General features: G+C 64.1%; 19 protein-coding genes. 10 read left to right on the top strand and 9 right to left on the bottom strand.

Going from position 1 to position 19,079, the window contains the following annotated elements; all coding sequences use genetic code 11:
• Positions 1-12: 12 nt before the first annotated feature.
• From GL300_RS17145 to GL300_RS17155, 3 genes are read left to right on the top strand one after another with little or no spacing between them, the layout of a single operon-like run.
• Positions 13-654 carry a GntR family transcriptional regulator gene (locus GL300_RS17145; RefSeq protein WP_155040880.1) on the top strand — a complete coding sequence of 214 codons (642 nt, stop codon included), beginning with the start codon at positions 13-15 and terminating at the stop codon, positions 652-654.
• Positions 651-1,277, top strand: coding sequence for a DNA-3-methyladenine glycosylase family protein (locus GL300_RS17150; protein ID WP_155040881.1), 627 nt, complete (start codon positions 651-653; stop codon positions 1,275-1,277). The genes GL300_RS17145 and GL300_RS17150 overlap by 4 nt, the downstream gene beginning before the upstream one ends.
• On the top strand, positions 1,274-1,933 hold the full coding sequence (locus tag GL300_RS17155) for an alpha/beta hydrolase (RefSeq protein ID WP_155040882.1): 660 nt from the start codon (positions 1,274-1,276) through the stop codon (positions 1,931-1,933). Before GL300_RS17150 ends, GL300_RS17155 begins: the two co-directional genes overlap by 4 nt.
• A 158-nt stretch (positions 1,934-2,091) precedes the next feature.
• On the opposite strand, the gene GL300_RS17160 is transcribed toward GL300_RS17155, so the two are convergent.
• Positions 2,092-2,553, bottom strand: coding sequence for a VOC family protein (locus GL300_RS17160; RefSeq protein WP_155040883.1), 462 nt, complete (start codon positions 2,551-2,553; stop codon positions 2,092-2,094).
• Positions 2,554-3,030: 477 nt separating this feature from the next.
• Between GL300_RS17160 and GL300_RS17165 the strand changes: the two genes are divergently transcribed.
• Both GL300_RS17165 and GL300_RS17170 read left to right on the top strand, forming a co-directional pair.
• Positions 3,031-3,600 (top strand): HNH endonuclease, encoded by a 570-nt coding sequence (locus GL300_RS17165; protein ID WP_155040884.1) that lies wholly within the window; start codon positions 3,031-3,033, stop codon positions 3,598-3,600.
• Entirely contained in the window at positions 3,597-3,992 is a 396-nt protein-coding gene (locus tag GL300_RS17170) for a GtrA family protein (protein ID WP_170297699.1), read from the top strand. Before GL300_RS17165 ends, GL300_RS17170 begins: the two co-directional genes overlap by 4 nt.
• Here GL300_RS17170 and GL300_RS17175 read toward each other — a convergent pair.
• The gene (locus tag GL300_RS17175) at positions 3,954-5,045 is read right to left on the bottom strand and encodes a glycosyltransferase family 2 protein (protein WP_155040886.1); all 1,092 of its coding nucleotides are present in this window, start codon (positions 5,043-5,045) and stop codon (positions 3,954-3,956) included. The two genes, GL300_RS17170 and GL300_RS17175, sit on opposite strands and share 39 nt — an antisense overlap.
• Before the next feature lie 179 nt (positions 5,046-5,224).
• Positions 5,225-5,386 carry a hypothetical protein gene (locus tag GL300_RS26205; protein ID WP_170297700.1) on the bottom strand — a complete coding sequence of 54 codons (162 nt, stop codon included), beginning with the start codon at positions 5,384-5,386 and terminating at the stop codon, positions 5,225-5,227.
• A 121-nt stretch (positions 5,387-5,507) separates the two neighbouring features.
• Here GL300_RS26205 and GL300_RS17180 point away from each other — a divergent pair, with 121 nt between their 5' ends.
• Entirely contained in the window at positions 5,508-6,590 is a 1,083-nt protein-coding gene (locus tag GL300_RS17180; RefSeq protein ID WP_155040887.1) for a PA0069 family radical SAM protein, read from the top strand.
• On the opposite strand, the gene bmt is transcribed toward GL300_RS17180, so the two are convergent.
• Positions 6,587-7,543: a betaine--homocysteine S-methyltransferase gene (gene bmt, locus GL300_RS17185; RefSeq protein WP_155040888.1), complete on the bottom strand. Its 957-nt coding sequence runs from the start codon at positions 7,541-7,543 to the stop codon at positions 6,587-6,589. The genes GL300_RS17180 and bmt overlap by 4 nt on opposite strands.
• 70 nt (positions 7,544-7,613) lie before the next feature.
• Positions 7,614-8,633 (bottom strand): tryptophan--tRNA ligase, encoded by a 1,020-nt coding sequence (gene trpS, locus GL300_RS17190; RefSeq protein WP_155040889.1) that lies wholly within the window; start codon positions 8,631-8,633, stop codon positions 7,614-7,616.
• 86 nt (positions 8,634-8,719) lie between these two features.
• Between trpS and GL300_RS17195 the strand changes: the two genes are divergently transcribed.
• The gene (locus GL300_RS17195) at positions 8,720-9,433 is read left to right on the top strand and encodes a rhomboid family intramembrane serine protease (RefSeq protein ID WP_155040890.1); all 714 of its coding nucleotides are present in this window, start codon (positions 8,720-8,722) and stop codon (positions 9,431-9,433) included.
• Here the strand turns inward: GL300_RS17195 and murJ are convergent.
• From murJ to GL300_RS17210, 3 genes are all read right to left on the bottom strand, one after another.
• The gene (gene murJ / locus GL300_RS17200; RefSeq protein WP_155040891.1) at positions 9,424-10,968 is read right to left on the bottom strand and encodes a murein biosynthesis integral membrane protein MurJ; all 1,545 of its coding nucleotides are present in this window, start codon (positions 10,966-10,968) and stop codon (positions 9,424-9,426) included. The two genes, GL300_RS17195 and murJ, sit on opposite strands and share 10 nt — an antisense overlap.
• Positions 10,969-10,992: 24 nt before the next feature.
• Positions 10,993-13,740 (bottom strand): [protein-PII] uridylyltransferase, encoded by a 2,748-nt coding sequence (locus tag GL300_RS17205; protein ID WP_394207083.1) that lies wholly within the window; start codon positions 13,738-13,740, stop codon positions 10,993-10,995.
• Positions 13,741-13,805: 65 nt separating this feature from the next.
• On the bottom strand, positions 13,806-15,005 hold the full coding sequence (locus tag GL300_RS17210; protein WP_155040893.1) for a penicillin-binding protein activator: 1,200 nt from the start codon (positions 15,003-15,005) through the stop codon (positions 13,806-13,808).
• Positions 15,006-15,118: 113 nt separating this feature from the next.
• On the opposite strand from GL300_RS17210, the gene rsmI reads away from it, so the two are divergent.
• The 3 genes from rsmI (at position 15,119) to gshB (ending at position 17,437) form a co-directional block, all read left to right on the top strand.
• Positions 15,119-16,030 (top strand): 16S rRNA (cytidine(1402)-2'-O)-methyltransferase, encoded by a 912-nt coding sequence (gene rsmI / locus GL300_RS17215; protein ID WP_155040894.1) that lies wholly within the window; start codon positions 15,119-15,121, stop codon positions 16,028-16,030.
• Positions 16,023-16,418 (top strand): YraN family protein, encoded by a 396-nt coding sequence (locus GL300_RS17220; protein WP_155040895.1) that lies wholly within the window; start codon positions 16,023-16,025, stop codon positions 16,416-16,418. The genes rsmI and GL300_RS17220 overlap by 8 nt, the downstream gene beginning before the upstream one ends.
• Positions 16,419-16,486: 68 nt before the next feature.
• Positions 16,487-17,437, top strand: coding sequence for a glutathione synthase (gshB, locus tag GL300_RS17225; protein ID WP_155040896.1), 951 nt, complete (start codon positions 16,487-16,489; stop codon positions 17,435-17,437).
• On the opposite strand, the gene GL300_RS17230 is transcribed toward gshB, so the two are convergent.
• Entirely contained in the window at positions 17,438-18,952 is a 1,515-nt protein-coding gene (locus GL300_RS17230) for a YifB family Mg chelatase-like AAA ATPase (RefSeq protein WP_155040923.1), read from the bottom strand.
• Positions 18,953-19,079: the final 127 nt, after the last annotated feature.

The raw sequence follows: 19,079 nt of genomic DNA on the forward strand, positions 1-19,079 counted from the left end.
ATCGTGCGCCGCATGAAAGACGCCTATTCCCTGATCCTTTCCGCCATCGACAACGGCATCTATCGCCCCGGCGACCGGCTGGTCGAATCCGAGCTGGCCGAGCGTTTCGGCGTCTCGCGGACCCCGGTACGCGAAGCGCTGCAGCGACTGGAAACCCAGTCCATGCTGAAGCGCGACGGGCGCAGCCTGATCGTGGCCACACTGGATCACAACCAGTTGGCCGAGCTGTATACCGTTCGCGCCGAGCTTGAGGCTCTGGCCGCGCGCCTTGCCGCCCGCCATGCTACGCCCGAGGAAATCCGGGTGCTGGCCGGAATGGTCGATGAGGATCACAAGATCCTTGGCGATCCGCAGGCGCTGTCGCGTGCCAATCGGCGCTTTCACCATCAGATCCATCTGGCCTCGCACAACCGCTATCTGGTGCAGCAGCTGGACCTTGTGCATCGCAGCATGGCCCTGATGGCGCGCACGACGCTGGCGGCAAAGGGGCGCGACACGGTGACGCTGGACGAGCACCAGGAGATCGTCGATGCGATCACTCTCCGCGATGAGGCCCGTGCCGAGGCTGCCTTGCGCCGTCACATCTCAATGGCGTTCGAGACACGTCTGAAGGAAGAGGCCCGGCTGACCAGCGAGAGCAGCCCCGACGCATGATTCGGGTGATTCGCGGCTCGGCGGATCTGGACGAGGGCGCGGCCCATCTGGCGCGGGTCTGCCCGGTCTGGGCGCGGGTGCTGCCCCAGCTTGGTCCCTTGCCGCTGCGGCGCTGGGACGAAGGATTCGTGTCAATCCGCGATGCCGTGGTGTCGCAGCAGATTTCGACCCATGCCGCCAGTGCCATCGTCGCACGCATGGTCGCGGCCGGGTTGGGCGATGAGGTAGGCATTGCGGCAGCCAGCGATGAGGACCTGCGCGCGACCGGCCTGTCGCGGTCCAAGATCCGCTACCTGCGCGGCATCGCCGGGGCGGGACTGGACTGGCCCGGCCTGCGCGATCTTTCCGACGAAGACGCCATTGCCGCGCTGACTTCCTTGCCGGGGATCGGGCGCTGGACCGCTGAAATCTATCTGAAATTCGCGTTGGGGCGGGCGGATGTCTTTGCCGCCGCCGATCTGGCCTTGGCCGAGGCAGCGCGGCTGCTTTACGATCTGCCGGATCGGCCGGGGCCGCGGGCGCTGATCGAACTGGCCGAACCGTGGCGACCATGGCGTGCGGTTGCGGCACGCGGGCTCTGGGCCTATTACCGGCTGGCAAAAGGACGCGAGGGGGTCAGATGACGCGGGAACTCAATGCAAAACGGACGGGACCGGCCAAGGCGGATTCGGTGGTCGTCTTCCTGCATGGCTATGGTGCGGATGGGGCCGACCTGCTGGGGCTGGCCGATCCGATGCAGCCGCATCTGCCGCGCACGGCATTTTATGCCCCGGACGCGCCGGAACGCTGTATCAACAATCCGATGGGTTTCCAGTGGTTTCCGATCCCGTGGATGGACGGCTCGACGCCCGAGCAGGCCCGCGCCTCGGCCGAGGAATCATTCCGCGACATCAATGCTTTCCTTGATAAAGTTCTGAAAGACGAAGGTCTTGCGCCGTCGCGTCTGGCGCTGGTTGGTTTCTCGCAAGGCACGATGATGTCGCTGGAAGTCGCGCCACGCCGCGACGCGGAACTGGCGGGCGTTGTCGGCTTTTCGGGTCGGCTTCTGGACCCCGAGGCGCTGGCCCGCGACGTGAAATCCCGCCCGCCGATCCTGCTTGCGCATGGCGATCAGGACCCGGTCGTGCCTTTCGAAAGCATGGCGCTGGCTGCCGATGCGCTGGCTGGGGCTGGTTTCTCGGTCCGGACCCATGTGATGAAACGCACGCCGCACGGGATTTCGCCCGATGGGTTGTCGGTCGCTTTGGCCTTCCTGAGAGAGCGGTTTTCCGCGGGGTAACTTCATATCGCGCATAATTGCCCTTGAAGTCGCAGGGTCGGGGATTACCTTGGAATCAGTTAGCGAGGAGATTTTGCGATGAATCTGATCCTGATGGCCCTGACCGCTGTCCTTCCTGCCGGGATGCTTCTGGCAATGGCGATGCGTCGGCCGCAAGCTCAGAAAGTCGTGGTACGCGCCCGCCGCTGATCCACCCGCATCAGGCTCCATATCCGGGGTTCGGCCAATTCGATGGAATTGCCTGCCGGGTCCCGGAAATAAATCGATCTTCCCCCCTGCGGCCAGACGAAATCGGCCTCGATCCTGATGCCTGCGGCCTGCAGATGCTGCCGCCACGCATCCATCTGCGCATCCTCGACGCCAATGCAGAAGTGACCCTCGCCCTCGGCGCCATGCGGTGGAACGGGCACGGGTGATCCCGCGGTTGGCGGTCTGCGGGTTGCGTCCGGATTGAAGACCAGCAGGATCTGTTCCCCACATTGGAAAAACGCATGCCGATCGGGCTGATAGCCGATCCGGGGCAGGCCCATGACCTCAGTCCAGAACACCGACGCACGATCAAGATCGCGCGCATAAAGCGCGGTCTCCAGCGTGCCGATCAGGCTGGGTGGTTTCGCCATGTCCCGATCCTGACATTGCGGTGACCGGAAAGCCAGCACCGCCTGATTGGAAGCAATGACCCTTGCCGCGGTTCACATCTGGCAAAACTTGCCGTGGCGCATGAGGGATTTGGCGGACATCGCCTGTCACGTCGATGTCACGCATCGGGGTTAATGATTTGGCAGGACATATATTGAGGGTATTGTCTGACTGCGGTCACGATATATAGTTGTCCGCAAGACGTTCCGATGAATTACCCTGCACAGATAAGGCAGAGGGCCGATGCTGGACGACCTTGGAAAACTCAGGATGGTTCCCTTGCGCGAGTGGCGAGACTCGCGTCAAAGTCCGGGCTTCCCCCTTCCCGCGGTGGGAAAGGGCTACGAATCCATAGGCGTATACCCCAAGTTTCCACAAGATTTCCCAAGGCGCGTGATTACCACGCGCCTTTTTCATTTCGCTCAGGACGGCGCACGCCCCCGGCCCGGAGGTAACGCATGAACCTGCCGCTTCAGAACCTTCGGACGCTGATCCTGAACGCGGACATGCAGCCGCTCAGCTATGCACCGCTGTCGGTCTGCACCTGGCAGCAGGCCATCGTGTCGGTGTTTCAGGACCGGGTCGTGCAGGTGAAGGCCTATGACGATATCCAGATCCGCACCGCTGCCCGCGAATACGACGTTCCCGCCGTCATCGCGCTGAAGACCTTTCGCAAGCGCAAGCATGTCGCCTTCACCCGCTACAATGTGTTTCTGCGTGACGAATTCCGCTGCCAGTATTGCGGCAAGCGCTATCCGGCCCGCGACCTGACCTTTGACCACATCGTGCCGCGCAGCAAAGGCGGACAGTCGAACTGGCTGAATATCGTGTCCTGCTGCAGCAAGGACAACCTGCGCAAAGGCAACAAGACTCCCGAGCAGGCCGGGCTGAAGCTGCTGCGTCCGCCCTTTGCCCCGACCTCGTATCAGCTTGATGCGGCAGCCATGCGCCTGCCGGGCGCGGCGGACCAGTTGCACCAGACCTGGATGGACTTTCTGTACTGGGATGCCGAGCTGGAAAACCGGTGATTGCACAACTGAAACGATATGGCGTCTTTGCCGGAGGCTCTGCCTTTGGTGCGGTGGTCGATTACATCGTGACCCTGGTGGCGGTGCGCGCCTTGGGCATATCACCCGAAACGGCGCTGGCGCTGGCCATGGTTTTCAGCGCGACGGCGGTGTTTTTCTGGCATGAGCATCTGACCTTCGGATCGAAGGGCCAGCCGGGCCTGTCGCGCCGCTACATCCTGTTCATGCTGTGGAGCGTGGTCGTCTGGGGCATGCGTGCAGGAATGCTGTTCCTGTTCCGTATGGCGGGCATGCCGCTATATGCTGCGCTGGCCCTGGCGATCGGCATTGCCTCGGTCGTCAATTACATCCTGTCATCGCGCGCGATTTTCCGCACCACCCATCAACGGTAACACGGTCTCGCCCGCAGGCTGCGGACGCGGTTGGACATCCACGGGCAGCACCGGCGGGATGCCGTAAAGGAAGGCGTCGCGATCCTTGCGGCGGGATGCGCCGGCCTCGGACCAGTGGATGTCGTCGACCAGAAACAGCGGGCGGCGCTTGGTTTCGTTGAAGATGCGGCCCAGATATTCGCCGATCACCCCCAAGGCGATCAGCTGCACGCCGCCCAGTAACAGGATGGTCAGAAACAGCGTCGGGAAACCCTGCACGTCCTCGCCGATCAGCAGGGTGCGGATCAGGTAATAGGCACCGCCGCCAAAGGCGAAAAGCGCGATCAGGAAGCCCAGATAGGTGGTCAGCCGCAGCGGAACCGTGGTGAATGAGGTGATCCCCTCGATCGAGAGGTTCAGAAGCTGGGCGTATTTCCACTTGCTCGTGCCCGAGAAGCGCGGCTCGCGCACGTAATCGACCGCACAGGACTTGAAGCCGACCCAGGCGAACAGGCCCTTCATGAAGCGATGCGCCTCGGGCAGGCGCAGCAGGGCGGATACCGCACGGCGGCTCATCAGCCGGAAATCCCCGACATTGGCGGGCAGGGGGACCGGGCCAAGGCGGCGCATCACGCGGTAGAAACCATGCGCGGTGGTCTTTTTCAGCCAGCTGTCGCCCTGTCTTTCGATCCGGCGGCCATAGACCACGTCATAGCCTTCGCGGTAGCGCTCAAGGAATGTCGGGATCAGGGCGGGCGGGTCTTGCAGATCGGCGTCGATGGCGATGACGGCATCGCCGGTGGCATGGCACAACCCGGCGGTCAGCGCGATTTCCTTGCCGAAATTGCGGCTGAAATTGACCACGGTGATATTGCGCTCGGCCTCGGCCAGTTCGTGCATCAACGCCAGAGTCCCGTCGCGGCTGCCGTCATTGACGAAGACGATCTCATAGGGCTGGCCTGCGCCGCGCATGACCTGCCCGATGCGTTGCACGAACTCCCGCAGGCCGTCCTCTTCGTTGAAGCAGGGGCAGACGATGGAAACAAGGGTCAGGGGAGGCACGGTCTGGGACATGACTTGGACTGAACTTTCCTTGATTCGAAAAGAGTTGTCGCGATTCACATTGCAGAGACTGCTGAACTATGGGTCCATTCTGGCGATGATGAGGCGGTGAAGGAACCTGTCCTTTTTGCCATCGTTTTGCTGGTCGCACGCGCGTTCAGGCCGTGCGCAGGGCAGGCCATATGGCCCCTCTAGTGGTCCACGCGCACGACCAGATGCACGATGGCGGCTGCGCTAAGCGCGATCAGTCCCGAAACGTAAAGCGGCACACCGATCGCGGTTACCAGCCAGATGGTCAGGCCCGCGGCCAGAATCACGGCAAGAAGCAGGATCAGGAAATGCGGAAGCGGCATGTCGACCTCCTATAGGTCGATTATGTGACTGAACGGCGTGAAGGAAAAGACCTTCGTGCCTGACGAATGCGTCAATCGTGATGTTCTTGATATGTTCTTGCTTGCGGCGTATTCTGACCGCATGACCCTGCCGCCGCGAAACCCTGATGAAATCCTGCGCGCCCGTGGGGCGGATACCCGCCCGGCTGGCCGATTCGAGCCATATCAGCAGGAACGCGAACATGACGGCTGGGATATCCCCGAGGAACAGGCACTGTTGCGAACCGAGGTCACCCAGGAACGCGCGCGTTCGATCATCGCGCGCAATGCCTCGCCCGACATTCCCTTCGACCGCTCGGTCAATCCCTATCGGGGCTGCGAACATGGCTGCATTTATTGCTTTGCCCGACCCAGCCACGCCTATCTGGGTCTGTCGCCGGGATTGGATTTCGAAACCAAACTGACCGCCAAGCCCAATGCGCCCGAATTGCTGGCGGCCGAGATCGGGCGGCGCGGCTATGCGGTCGCGCCCATCGCCTTCGGGACGAATACCGACCCCTATCAGCCGCTTGAGGCCAAGATGGGGATCATGCGCGGCTGTATTGAGGTTCTGTCGGCGTGGAACCACCCGATGAGCTTGGTGACGCGGGGGGCGACGGTGCTGCGCGATGTGGCGCTGCTGGGGGACATGGCGGCACGGCGGCTGGTCAGCACAGGCGTTTCGATCACGACACTGGACGCGGATCTGGCGCGTCAGATGGAGCCACGCGCCCCCGCGCCTGCCACCCGGCTGCGGATGATCGAGGCCTTGGCCCGCGCGGGTGTGCCGGTGCGGGTCATTACCGCGCCGATGATCCCGGTCCTGAACGAACATGAGATGGAGCGGATCATGCAGGCGGCCCGCGACGCCGGGGCACATGCGGCCAGCATGATCCCGATCCGCCTGCCGCTTGAGGTGGCACCCCTGTTTCGCGATTGGCTGGAGCGTCACCATCCGGGCAAGGCTGCGCATGTCATGGCGCGCATTCAGGCCATGCGCGGCGGGCGCGACAATGATCCACGCTTTGGCGCGCGGATGCGCGGTGAAGGAGTCGAGGCCGAGTTGCTGCACCAGCGCTTCCGCCTCGCCCGTCGAAGGCTGGGGCTGGACAGCCCGCAGCCGGTGCTGGATCGCAGCCTGTTCGGGCCACCGCCCCGCGCAGGCGATCAACTGTCGCTGTTTTAACTCCCGGCCATCGCGCCCGAAATGCGGGACGAGATCACCTCGCGCGTCGGGCGCGCACCGGGCTGGCGCTGCTCCAGCGCGCCCCGCATCGCAGCCAGATGTTCGGGCGTGGTCCCGCAGCAGCCGCCGATGATCCTGACGCCCATGTCGCGCGCCAGCACCGCAAATTCGGCCATGACCTCGGGCGTGCCGTCATAGATCAGCCCGCCATCCTGAAAGCGAGGAACCCCGGCATTGGGCTTGGCGATCAGAGGGCGTTCCGATCCGGCTGCCGAAAAACCGGACATCGCCAGCAGAAGCTCTGCCGGACCCGTGCCGCAATTCGCGCCATAGGCGACAGGAGGATAGGGCAGGCGTTCGACCAGCGTCGCCAGTTGCGGCGGGCTGACGCCCATGATGCTGCGTCCGCCCGGCTCAAAGCTCATCATGCCGCACCATGGCAGGCCGGTCGTCTGCGCGGCTTTGGCGGCGGCACGCATTTCTTCAACCGCACTGACGGTTTCGATCCATAGAATGTCGACGCCGCCATCCTTCAGGGCCTCGGCCTGTTCGGTGAACAGGCGCGTGGCCTCGGCCTCGGTCAGGCGACCGACGGGGGCCATGATCTCGCCGGTCGGGCCGATCGAACCCGCGACGATGACATCGCGGTCGGATTCCACCACCGCCTCGCGTGCTAAGCGCGCCGCGGCATGGTTGATCGCGGCAACGCGGGTCCCTGCACCCGACAGACGCAAGCGGCTGGCATTGGCGCCGAAGCTGTTGGTCAGGATCAGATCGGCACCCGCTGCGATCATCTGACGATGCAATTCACGCACCCGCTCGGGATGGGTTTCGCACCACAGATCGGGGGCGTCTCCGGGCTGAAGGCCCATATTGTAAAGATTGGTTCCGGTCGCGCCATCGGCCAGAAGCCAAGGCCGCGCGCCAAGCAACCGGGACAGGATGTCCGTCATCTGAATATCCGTTCTCGCACGGGATGAGCCTAGCACATCCCGCGCGGAAAGGGCTGATTTTTCCGTCGCTTCAGCGCGAACGGATCATGCCCATGATTTCCTTGGTCCGCTCGACGATGGGCTGGGCGATGGCCGCCGCCTGATCCGCGCCACGGCCCATGATGCGGTCGATTTCCGCAGGATCGGCCATGTACTGGGTCATCTTGGCGGTGATCGGGGCCAGCACCTCGACCGCGACTTCGGCCAAAGCGGGTTTGAAGGCACCAAAGCCCTGACCCTCGAAACGCGCCAGTACCTGATCCGCAGTTTCACCCGAAAGTGCGGCATAGATGTTCACGAGGTTGCGGGCCTCGGCGCGGTCCTTCAGGCCTTCCATGTTACCCGGCAGCGGCTCGGCATCGGTGCGGGCCTTGCGGATCTTCTGCGCGATGGCATCGGCATCGTCGGTCAGGTTGATGCGGGTCGCGTCCGAAGGGTCGGATTTCGACATCTTCTTGGACCCATCGCGCAGCGACATGACGCGGGTGGCGGTGCCTTCGATCAGCGGATTGGTGATCGGGAAGAAATCGACGCCGTAATCATGGTTGAACTTGGCCGCGATGTCGCGGGTCAGCTCCAGATGTTGCTTCTGGTCCTCGCCGACCGGCACTTCGGTCGCGTGATAGGCCAGAATGTCCGCCGCCATCAGCGACGGATAGGCCAGCAGCCCAAGGCTGGAATTTTCCGAGTTCTTGCCCGCCTTGTCCTTGAACTGGGTCATCCGGTACATCCAGCCGACGCGGGCGACGGTGTTGAACAGCCATGCCAGCTCCGCATGCTGGGCAACCTGGCTTTGGTTGAACAGGATCGAAACTTCGGGATCGACGCCGGATGCCAGAAACGCCGCCGCGACTTCGCGGGTGTTGTGACGCAGTTTCTCGGGGTCTTGCCAGACGGTGATCGCATGCAGGTCCACGACGCAATAGATCGTCTCGGCGCCCTTGCCCTGATATTCGGCGAAGCGTTTCAGCGCGCCAAGGTAATTGCCCAGCGTCAGCCCACCCGAGGGCTGGATGCCGGAGAAGATGCGCGGAGCGAAGCTCGTGGTCATGGCACTACCTGCTTGGAAATTTCCGAAGGCTGGCTTACCCCTTGACCGGTCCGGGCGCAACCGCCCGAGCAAGCATGAGGATGACGATGCGACCCGGTTACGACGAATCCCCGCTGAACCCTGTTCCCGCCGTGGTCTGGGCACTGGTCCTGCCGATGATCGCCTGCGAGGCGGTGTTCGGACTGGCGCAACTGGGCCTGACCGGGGGCGGCGCGCCGGGGGCGGGCATCGCCATGCGCCAGATCGCGGTCGAGCGCACTGCCTATATCCCCGAAATGGTGCTGCAACTGTGGCAGATGGGGGTGTTCATGCTGGATCAAAGCTGGCGCATCCTGACCTATTCCTTTGTCCATCTGTCGCTGATGAGTGCGGTCTTCACGATCGTCTTCTGTTTGGCGCTGGGGAACCTAGTCGCTAATCAGTTCCGGACATGGGCCGTTCTGGCGCTGTTCTTTGGCTCGGCCATTGGCGGGGCGCTCATCTACACGCTGGTCGCAGGGCTTTTGCCGCAGTTTCGCTTTCAGCCGCTGATCGGCGGCTATCCGGCGGTCTACGGTCTGGTCGGGGCCTTTACCTTCCTGCTGTGGACGCGGCTGGGGCAGGAAAACGCCAACCGGATGCGGGCGTTTTCGCTGATCGGCATGCTTCTGGCGTTCCAGCTGGTCTTTGGCATCATCTTTCAGGATGGCAACAAGACCTGGATCGCCGAGGTCGCGGGCTTTGCGACAGGCTTCCTGATGTCCTTCGTGCTGATCCCGGGCGGGGTCGCCCGGGTCATGCGCCAGATCCGTCAGCGCTGACGGCGAAAGCCTGCCTTCAGGTCCGAAGGACGGAAGGCCCCCAGCAGGATCGCGGCGATACCATAAGCCGCGACACCTGCGCCAACCAACGCCAGCAGTGCCAGATAGCGCGTGCCGGGTTGGTACAGCGTGTCACCAAGTGCCGAGAGCGTCGCCCAGATCGCCACGCCCATCACTGCCGACGCGCCGATGATGCGGGGCAGACGGTGCTTGAGCCGCTCGTCCAGTTCGGCGGCCTCGCCATAGGCGCGGGTGCCACGCCATAGCTGTGCGGCCATGGTCCAACCGGCGATGGTCGTGCCCCAGGCGGCGGCGGAAAAGCCGATGAAGGGCGCAAGGCCAAGCGCGATCACCGCATTGACCACCATCGACCAGATCGCAAAGCGGAACGGGCTGCGGGTGTCCTCGCGCGCGAAATACAGCGGTTGCAGCACCTTTTGCAGCACGAAGGCAGGCAGGCCAAGGCCGTAGATCGCCAATGCCAACGCGGTCGGGCCGACATCGGCCTCAAGGAAGGCGCCGCGTTTGAACAGGACCGAGATCAGCGGATAGGCCGCCATCACCAGCGCCACGGCTGCGGGCACGGTCAGGAACAGCGCGAATTCCGCGGCGCGGTTATAGGCATGCCGCCCACCGCCCGTATCGCCCGCCTTCAGCCGCCGCGAAATGTCGGGCAGCAGCACGATGCCGATGGCGATGCCGACGACGCCAAGCGGCAATTGATACAGCCGGTCGGCATTGGTCAGCCACGCGATTGCCCCGTCATAGAATGACCCCACCTGACGTCCGACCAGCAGGTTGATCTGGACGACCCCTCCGGCCAGCACGGCAGGGGCGGCAACTGTCAACAGGCGACGCATGTCGGGCGAGAGCCTTGGGCGGCGCAGGCGCAGCGGAAAGCCCATACGCTTGGCTGCCCACCAGACGCAGTACAGCTGAGCAATGCCCGAAACCGGCGTGGACCAGGCCATGGCTTTGCCCATGTCCCAGCCGTTCCAGTCGGCCAGCAGCATCGCCGCGATCAGGATGAAGTTCATCAGCACCGGCGCGGCAGCGGCGGCAATGAAGCGCCCGCCCGCGTTCAGCAGCCCCGACAGCAGCGCCGTCAGCGAGATGAACAGGATATAAGGAAAGCAGATCCGGCCATAGACGACCGCCAGATCGAAACGCTCATCGCCCTTGAAGCCTGCCGCCATCGCCAGCACCAGCCACGGCATCGCCAGATGCGCGATGACCGAGACGACCAGCACGACGCTGAACAGGCCGGAAAACGCCTCTTCGGCAAAGCCGCGCGGGTTGTCGCCGGCTTCCAGCCGTTTCGCGAACATCGGCACGAAGGCCGTATTGAAGGCCCCTTCGGCAAAGAAGCGGCGGAACATGTTGGGCAGGGTGAAGGCCACCAGATAGGCCTGCGCCACCGGCCCCGTGCCCAGATAGGCGGCGATCATCACGTCGCGGACAAAGCCCACCACGCGGCTTGCCAATGTCCATGCCCCGACCGAAAGAAAGCCGCGGATTAGTCTGATCGGTTGCATTTGTTCTTTCCGTGATCCCGGAACCTAGAACGAGCCGCCAAGGCTTCGTTCCGCCTTTTCGGCGCGCTCGGTTCCGTCCTTGATCGCCTGTTGTAGTTTCTTGCTGAGCGACTCGCGCTTTTGCGGCTGGTGCAGCTTTAGCCCGAACATGTCCTTGACGTAGAACGTGTCCACCACCTGCGCCCCAAAGGTCGCGATCACCGCGCTGGCAATCTGGATGTGGTTTTCCGCCAAGGTCCGGGTCAGGTCGTAAAGCAGACCGGGCCGGTCGCGGGTATCGACCTCGATCACCGTGTAGACGTCCGACGCCTCGTTGTCGAAGGTGATATGGGTCGGGAAGCGGAAGGCGCTGTCGCGTTTCTTGGGCTTGTCGCGCCCGGCCAAGACTTCGCGAGGGACCACCTCGCCGGCAAGCGTCCGCTCGATCATCTTGCGCAGGCGCGGCAGCCGATCCGAGGCATAGGGGTGTCCGTCGCTGTCCTGCATCCAGAACACCGCCGTCGCGAAGCCGTCCTTGGTCGTATAGGTCCGTGCATCGACGATATTCGCGCCGACCAGCGCGATCGCCCCTGCAAGGCGCGAGAAGATCCCCGGATGGTCGGCCAGAACAAAGGCCGCGCGGGTCGCGTCACGGTCGATATCGGGATGCAGGTCGATGCGGATTTCGTCATCGCCCAGACCGCGCAGCAGGTCGGCAAAGATATACTGCGTCTCGGTCGGAAGGCTGGGCCAGTAGTTTTCGTAATGCCGACCCAACTCGCCCTTGATCTCGCGCGGCTCCCAGTCGCGGGCGGTCAGCAGATGCCGCAGCGAGCGTTTCGCCTCGCCGATGCGACGGTCGCGGTTCAGTTCCTCAAGGCCGTTCTTCAGCGCCCTTTCGGTTTCGGCATGCAGCTTGCGCAGTAGCACGGCCTTCCAGTTGTTCCAGGTGCCGGGACCGACGCCGCGAATATCGCAGACGGTCAGCACGGTCAGCAGGTCCAGCCGGGTTCGCGTTTTGACCAGCTTGGCAAAGTCGCGCAGCGTCCGCGGGTCGGAAATGTCGCGCTTCTGCGCCACGTCCGACATCAGCAGGTGGTTGCGGATCAGCCATTCGATGGTCTCGGTCTCATCGGGTTCCAGCCCGAAGCGGGTGCAGACCCGCCGCGCCAGCCTTGCCCCAAGGATCGAGTGATCCTCGGTCCGGCCCTTGCCGATGTCATGCAGGAAGACCGCCAGATAGATCACCCGGCGGTTGGGCTTGGCCGACATGATCTTGCTGACCGTGGGCAGATCCGCGATTTCCTCGCCGCGTTCGATCGCCGACAGGGCGGCGACGCATTGGATCAGATGCTCGTCCACCGTGTAATGGTGATAGACGTTGAACTGCATCATCGCCACGACCGGGGCGAATTCCGGGATGAAGGCGGCCAGCACCCCCAACTCGTTCATCCGCCGCAGCGAGCGTTCCGGGTTGCCGTGCTTCAGCAGCAGGTCAAGAAAGATGCGCACCGCCTCGGGGTCCTGGCGCACATGGTCGTCGATCAGGTTCAGGTTGGCCGCGACCGCGCGCATGGCGTCGGGATGCAGCAGCACGCCGGTGCGCAGCGCTTCCTCGAATAGCCGCAGGATATTCAGCGGATCGGCCAGGAACTGCTTTTCATTGGCATAGTTCAACCGGCCGCGATCCATCACGAAGCCCGGCTTGAAGCGTTTGCGGCGGTTGAAGAAACCATTGAGCAGCGGCGCCTTGTACAGGTGCCGTGCCTCAAGCGCGACAAGGAAGACGCGGGTCAGTTCGCCCACGCGGGTGGCATGGGTGAAATATTCCTGCATGAAGATCTCGACCGCGCGGCGTCCGCCCTGATCGCGATAGCCCATGGCCTTGGCGACCTCGACCTGCATGTCGAAGGTCAGTTGGTCACTGGGCCGACCCGCGATCAGATGCAGGTGGCAGCGCACCGCCCACAAGAAATCCTCGGCCTGCCAGAAGGTCAGGTGTTCCTCACGCGTGAAGAAGCCCAGATCGACCAGCTCGACCGCACGGTCGACGCGGTGGATGTATTTCGCGATCCAATAGAGCGTTTGCAGGTCGCGCAAGCCGCCCTTGCCCTCTTTGACATTGGGCTCAAGCACATAGCGTTGCCCGCCCTGACGGCGGTGGCGTTCCGAGCGTTCGGCCAGCTTTGCCTCGATGAATTCGGGGACGGTATTGTCGAAAAGCTCGGCCCACAGCCGGTCGCGCAGGGTTTCGGCAGTGGTGGCGTAGCCGCAGACCAGCCGGTGCTCCAGCAGACTGGTGCGGATGGTAATGTCGCCCGCGCCCAGCCGCAGGCAATCGTCGATCGAGCGGGTGGATTGCCCGATCTTCAGCTTCAGGTCCCACAGCATGTAAAGCATGGATTCGACCACGCTTTCCGACCATGCGCTGACCTTCCACGGGGTCAGGAACAGCAGATCCACATCGGATTGCGGCGCCATCTCGGCCCGGCCATAGCCGCCGATGGCCAGTACGGCCAGACGCTCGGCATCGGTGGGATTGGTCTGCGGGTGCAGGATCGTCGTCGCGACATGATGGATCGCAACCACCGTCGCATCGGTCAGGCTGGCAATGGCGCGCACTGTTTCCCGCGCGGCGCGGGGATGGGACTGAAAGCCCACGACAATATCGGCCAGCGCACTGGCCCGCGCCTGCGACAGGATCGCGACAGTTCTGGCGCGGATCTCGCGCGGGCCATCAAGGTCCTGCAACTGTGTTGTCAGATAGGGCAGAAAGATTTCGGGCGAGAACAGCGAATGTGCTCCGGGCAGGGCCGGAGCACTTTGCGGCAGTTTTTCGGCGCTGGCGTCGTTCAAGTTCAGAACCCGATCCCACCAAAGCTGCTGGGCGCGGCGTCAAGGACCTCGACCCGGCCATTACGGACCGTGGCCACCGACAGCGCGCGTTCGTTGGTGCCGTCGCGGCGCAGACGGAAGGCACCGGTGATGCCCTGGAAGCCCGAGTTCTGGGTCAGCCCGGCGGTGGTCAGCGCATTGCGCTTGCCTGCGCGGGCAAGGGCCGCGATGGCGGCAACGCCGTCATAGCCCAGCGAGCCCAGTTCATGCGGTGCCTCGCCATAGGCGGCGCGGTAGCGCTGGTCGAACTGGCCCTTCAGACGGTGATCGGGCAGGGCGAACCAGCCACCCTGAACGCCCCGCAGCGACAGGCGCGAGGCAGGCTGATCCCAGCGGGTCAGGCCCATCATCTGCACCGAGGCCGAGGTAATGCCCGCATCGGCCAGCCGGTCGGTCAGATAGGGCAGAACCGCACCTTGGTTCGCGGTCAGGAAGACAGCGTCGACATTGCCGGATTCGGCGGCCTGACGGATGTTCGGCACGACCTGATCGATGCTTTCCTGCGACAGCGCATGCGTGGCGACGCCTGCGACCGTGCCGCGGTTGCGCTGGATCGCCGCCTGAATGGCCCGCGAGCCGACCTGACCTGCGGCGTCATCCTCGGCCACGACCAGAATGCGGCGCTTGCCGTTCCGCACCGCGAATTTTGCCAGCCGGTCGGCGGTATTGGCGAATGTGGTGCCCAGAACAAAGACATTGCCCCCGGCGATGTCCGAATTGTTCGAGAAGGACAGGACGTTGATGCCGCGCGGGGCCATGGCCAGACCCACCGCATTGGCGCTGTCGGCGAAAAGCGGGCCAAGGATGATCTTGGCACCCTCATCCGCGGCCTTGTTGGCCATGGCGACGGCGGTTCCGGGGTCGCCGCCCGAGTTGTAGACGCGCAGATCGATCGTCGCGCCCTGCGCATCGGCGGCTGCCATCTTGGCCGAATTGGTCAGCGAGCGCGCCAGCCAGTCCAGATCCGCGCCGCCGCCGCTGGGCACCAGCAAGGCGACCGGAACGGGCTGAGAGGGATCGATGGTCGGGCCGGTCGACGGGCCGGAGCGGGCGGTCTCGATCGGTTCGCAGGCGGCAAGGAATACGGCCGAGGCGATGGCGGCGAGACGGGCGAGCGGACTGCGCAGGCTGAAGCTGCCGCGGCTCGTGGACGTGACGGTCATGGCATGATTCCCTGTTCTGCGGGCTGGGGGTCTTAACCTGCACAGGTTATTGTCATATCGGGAAGTTGGCAACGTGCCGGAACACCGGCAGAACCAATCGGAAAGGGTTGACCATGAACGAGAACGGGCAGGGGGCCGGGACTCCGGCACGCGCGATTTCACTGACCGTATCCGACCGGGCACCCGAGCCGGGACTGCATCTGGTCGCCACACCCATCGGATCGGCCCGCGATATCACGTTGCGGGCGCTGGACGTGCTGAACACGGCCGATGTTCTGGCGGCCGAGGACACGCGAAACCTGCGTCATTTGCTGGATATCCACGGCATCCAGCTGCGCGGCCGACGGATGATCGCCTATCACGACCACAATGCCGACCGCGCGCGGCCCGCGATCCTGCAGGCGCTCGAAAACGGGTTGTCGGTGGCTTATTCGTCTGACGCGGGCACGCCTTTGGTGGCCGATCCGGGCTACCGTCTGGCCCGCGACGTGGCCGAGGCGGGATATACCGTCCGCGCGCTGCCCGGCCCTTCGGCGGCTTTGGCCGCGCTTTCGGTGTCGGGTCTGCCCAGCGACCGTTTTCTGTTTGTGGGCTTTCCCCCGGCGACTGCCGCCGCCCGCCGGAAATGGATCGAAAGCTGGGCCGGGATCGAGGCCACGGTCATCACCTTTGAAAGCCCGAGGCGCGTTAAGCAGTTGTTGGAGAATATGTGCGAGATTGAGGCGAATCGGGCCACGGTGATCTGCCGGGAGCTGACCAAGAAATTCGAGGAAGTCATGCGCGGAACCGCCGCGGAACTGCTGGAACGCATCCCCGACGAGGGGTTGAAAGGCGAGGTCGTGGTGCTGTTCGGGCATCCCGAAATCAAGGTCGCGACCGAATCCGACCTGCGCGCCGCCCTGTCTGCGCTGCTGGATGACATGCCGGTCAAGGAAGCCGCGGGACAGGTCGCAGCGCGTTTCGGGCAACCCCGCCGCGAGGTCTATGCACTGGCGTTGGAGTTGAAGAGAGAGCGCGATGGCTAAGACGGGCGTCAACGTCCCGCAATCGCGGCGGGCCAAGGGCGAAACCGCCTATGCGTCAGGCCGGATGGGCGAGGATTCCGTCTGCCGGGACTATCTGAGCCGGGGATATGCGCTGATCGAAACCCGCTGGCGCGGCCCTTCGGGAGAGATCGACCTGATCCTGCGCCGCGACGATGAATTCGTCTTTGTCGAGGTCAAGGCCGCCGCTGCCCATGCGGCGGCAGCCCAACGCATCGATCACCGCCAGATCGACAGGATTTGCCGGGCCGCGTTGGAGTTCTGTGCGGGACTGGCCTCGGGTATGCAAACGCCGATGCGTTTCGATGCGGCGCTGGTCGATCAGGTCGGGCGTGTCGAGATCATCGAGAACGCATTCGCGATGGACTAAGGGCGGGCGCTTGCAAAGCGGACGCGGTCAGGCGAAAACTCCGGCTGAACTGTGCCGGAGCTGATTGCATGAACCTTTACGTCGCCCTCCAGATGGACCCGATCGAACATGTCTCGATCACGGCGGACAGCACCTTCCGGCTGGGGCTTGAGGCCGAAGCGCGCGGCCATCGGCTTTTCCAGTATACCGCCGACAAGCTGAGCTATGTCGAGGGACGCGTGATCGCCAAAGGGCGTCCGGTGACCTTGCGGCGCGAGCAGGGCAACCATGTCACCTTCGGCGATTGGGCCGAGGTCGATCTGGAAGAATTCGACGTGGTCTGGCTGCGTCAGGACCCGCCCTTTGACATGGGCTACATCACCAATACCCACTTGCTTGAGCGTGTTCATCCGAACCCGCTGGTCGTGAACGATCCGTTCTGGGTCCGCAACTGCCCGGAAAAACTGCTGGTTCTGGACTTCCCGGACCTGACCCCGCCGACGCTGATCACCCGCGATCTGGAGCAGATCCGTTCCTTCCGCGCCCGGCATGGCGACATCATCGTGAAGCCGCTTTACGGCAATGGCGGCGCGGGGATCTTTCACCTGCGACCGAACGATCCGAACCTTTCGTCGCTGGTCGAGACCTTCTCGGGTCTCAACCGCGAACCGATCATCGTGCAGAAATTCCTGCCCGCCGTGGTCAAGGGCGACAAGCGCATCATTCTTGTCGATGGCGAGCCTGTCGGTGCGATCAACCGTGTTCCTGCCGCCGGTGAGGCGCGCTCGAACATGCATGTCGGCGGTCGCCCGGAAAAAATCGGCCTGACCGAGCGCGAGCATGAAATCTGCGCAATCATCGGCCCGGTCCTGCGCGAAAAGGGCCTGATCTTCACCGGCATCGACGTGATCGACGGCTGGCTGACCGAGATCAACGTGACCTCGCCCACCGGCATTCAAGAGCTTGAGCGTTTCGATGGCATCAATGCCGCTGCATTGATCTGGGATGCAATCGAGGGGCGCTTGGCCGCGCGCGGCTGATCAGTCCGGGCTGCCGAAAACCAGCCGGAAGGACAGCGCCTCGGCCAGATGCGGCGCGCGGATCTCGGTTGAGGCATCCAGATCGGCGATGGTCCGAGCCACCCGCAGGATGCGATGATAGCCGCGTGGCGTCATCCCGAACCGTGCGGCAGCGCGTGAAAACAGATCGCGGCATTCGGCATCGAGTGGCGCGATTTCCTCAAGCAACCGGCCCGATGCGTCGGCATTGACCCGGGCCTTGGGATCGGTGGCGAAGCGCTGGTTTTGCAGCACCCGGGCAGCGGCGACACGTGCGCCGACCTGAGCCGAGCTTTCGCCCTTGCCCGGCATCTGGATTTCCTCAAGCGTGATCTGCGGCACTTCCATCCGCATGTCGAAACGGTCCATCATCGGGCCCGATATCCTTGCCATGTAATCGCCCCCACAGACCGGCGCGCGCGCGCAGGCTTGCGCTGGATCGGCCAGATAACCGCAACGACAGGGATTCGCCGCCGCCACCAGCAGGAAGCGCGCCGGGTAGCGGATATGGGCATTGGCGCGCGAGACATGGATTTCGCCGGTCTCGATCGGTTCGCGCAACGCGTCGATCACCCGGCGCTCGAATTCGGGCAGTTCATCCATGAACAGCACGCCGTTATGGGCCAGACTGACCTGTCCCGGCCCAGCCTGCCTGCCGCCGCCCACGATCGCCGCCATCGAGGCGGTATGATGGGGCTGACAGAACGGTGCCTCACGCGAGATGCTGCCGTTCTTCAGCAGCCCTGCGACCGAGTGGACCACCGAGGTTTCCAACGCCTCCTGCGGGGTCAAGGGCGGCAGGATGCCGGGAATGCGGCGGGCCAGCATGGTTTTGGTCGCGCCGGGAGGTCCTACCATCAGCAGGTGGTGACGACCGGCTGCGGCGATCTCGATGGCACGGCGGGCGCGTTCCTGGCCCTTGACCTCGGACAGGTCATCGAAAATCTCACGATCATGCGCCTCGCCCGGCGCGGCGCGGGGCAGGGGCGCGCGGTCGGTCAGATGATCCACCGCCTCCCGCAGGGTGCGTGGGGCAAATACCGGAACCGCGCCGACCCATGCCGCCTCGCCACCGCAGGCGCGGGGGACCATCAGGGCCCGGTCGGCTTCGGCTGCGGCCATGGCGGCGGGCAGCGCGCCGGTCACCGGGGCCAAACGCCCGTCCAGCCCCAGTTCGCCCAGCGACAACAGCCCGTCCAGCGCCTCGACCGGGACGATTTCCAACGCTGCCAGAACGGCCAGCGCAATGGGCAGGTCGAAATGCGAACCCTCTTTGGGTAGGTTGGCGGGGGACATGTTCACCGTCACCCTGCGCGAGGGCATGGCGATCGACAGCGCGGCAAAGGCTGCCCGCACCCTTTCGCGGGCCTCGCTGACCGATTTGTCCGGCAGACCGACGATGCCAAATCCCGGCATTCCCGGCGAGACCGAGCATTGCACCTCGACCGGTCGTGCCTCGACCCCTTCGAAGGCCACCGTATGCGCAATCGCGACCATGCCCGTCCCCGAAACCTTCACCGCCATTCGGGGTTAACCCAACGTGTTTAACCAAAGGTTAATCCGGCAGGATTCCTTGCCGCGAGGGGCCATTCGCCCTATGTGCAGGGCAAGACCAAGTTTCAGG

The sequence above is a fragment of the Paracoccus litorisediminis genome (assembly GCF_009711205.1).
GTDB lineage: Bacteria > Pseudomonadota > Alphaproteobacteria > Rhodobacterales > Rhodobacteraceae > Paracoccus > Paracoccus litorisediminis.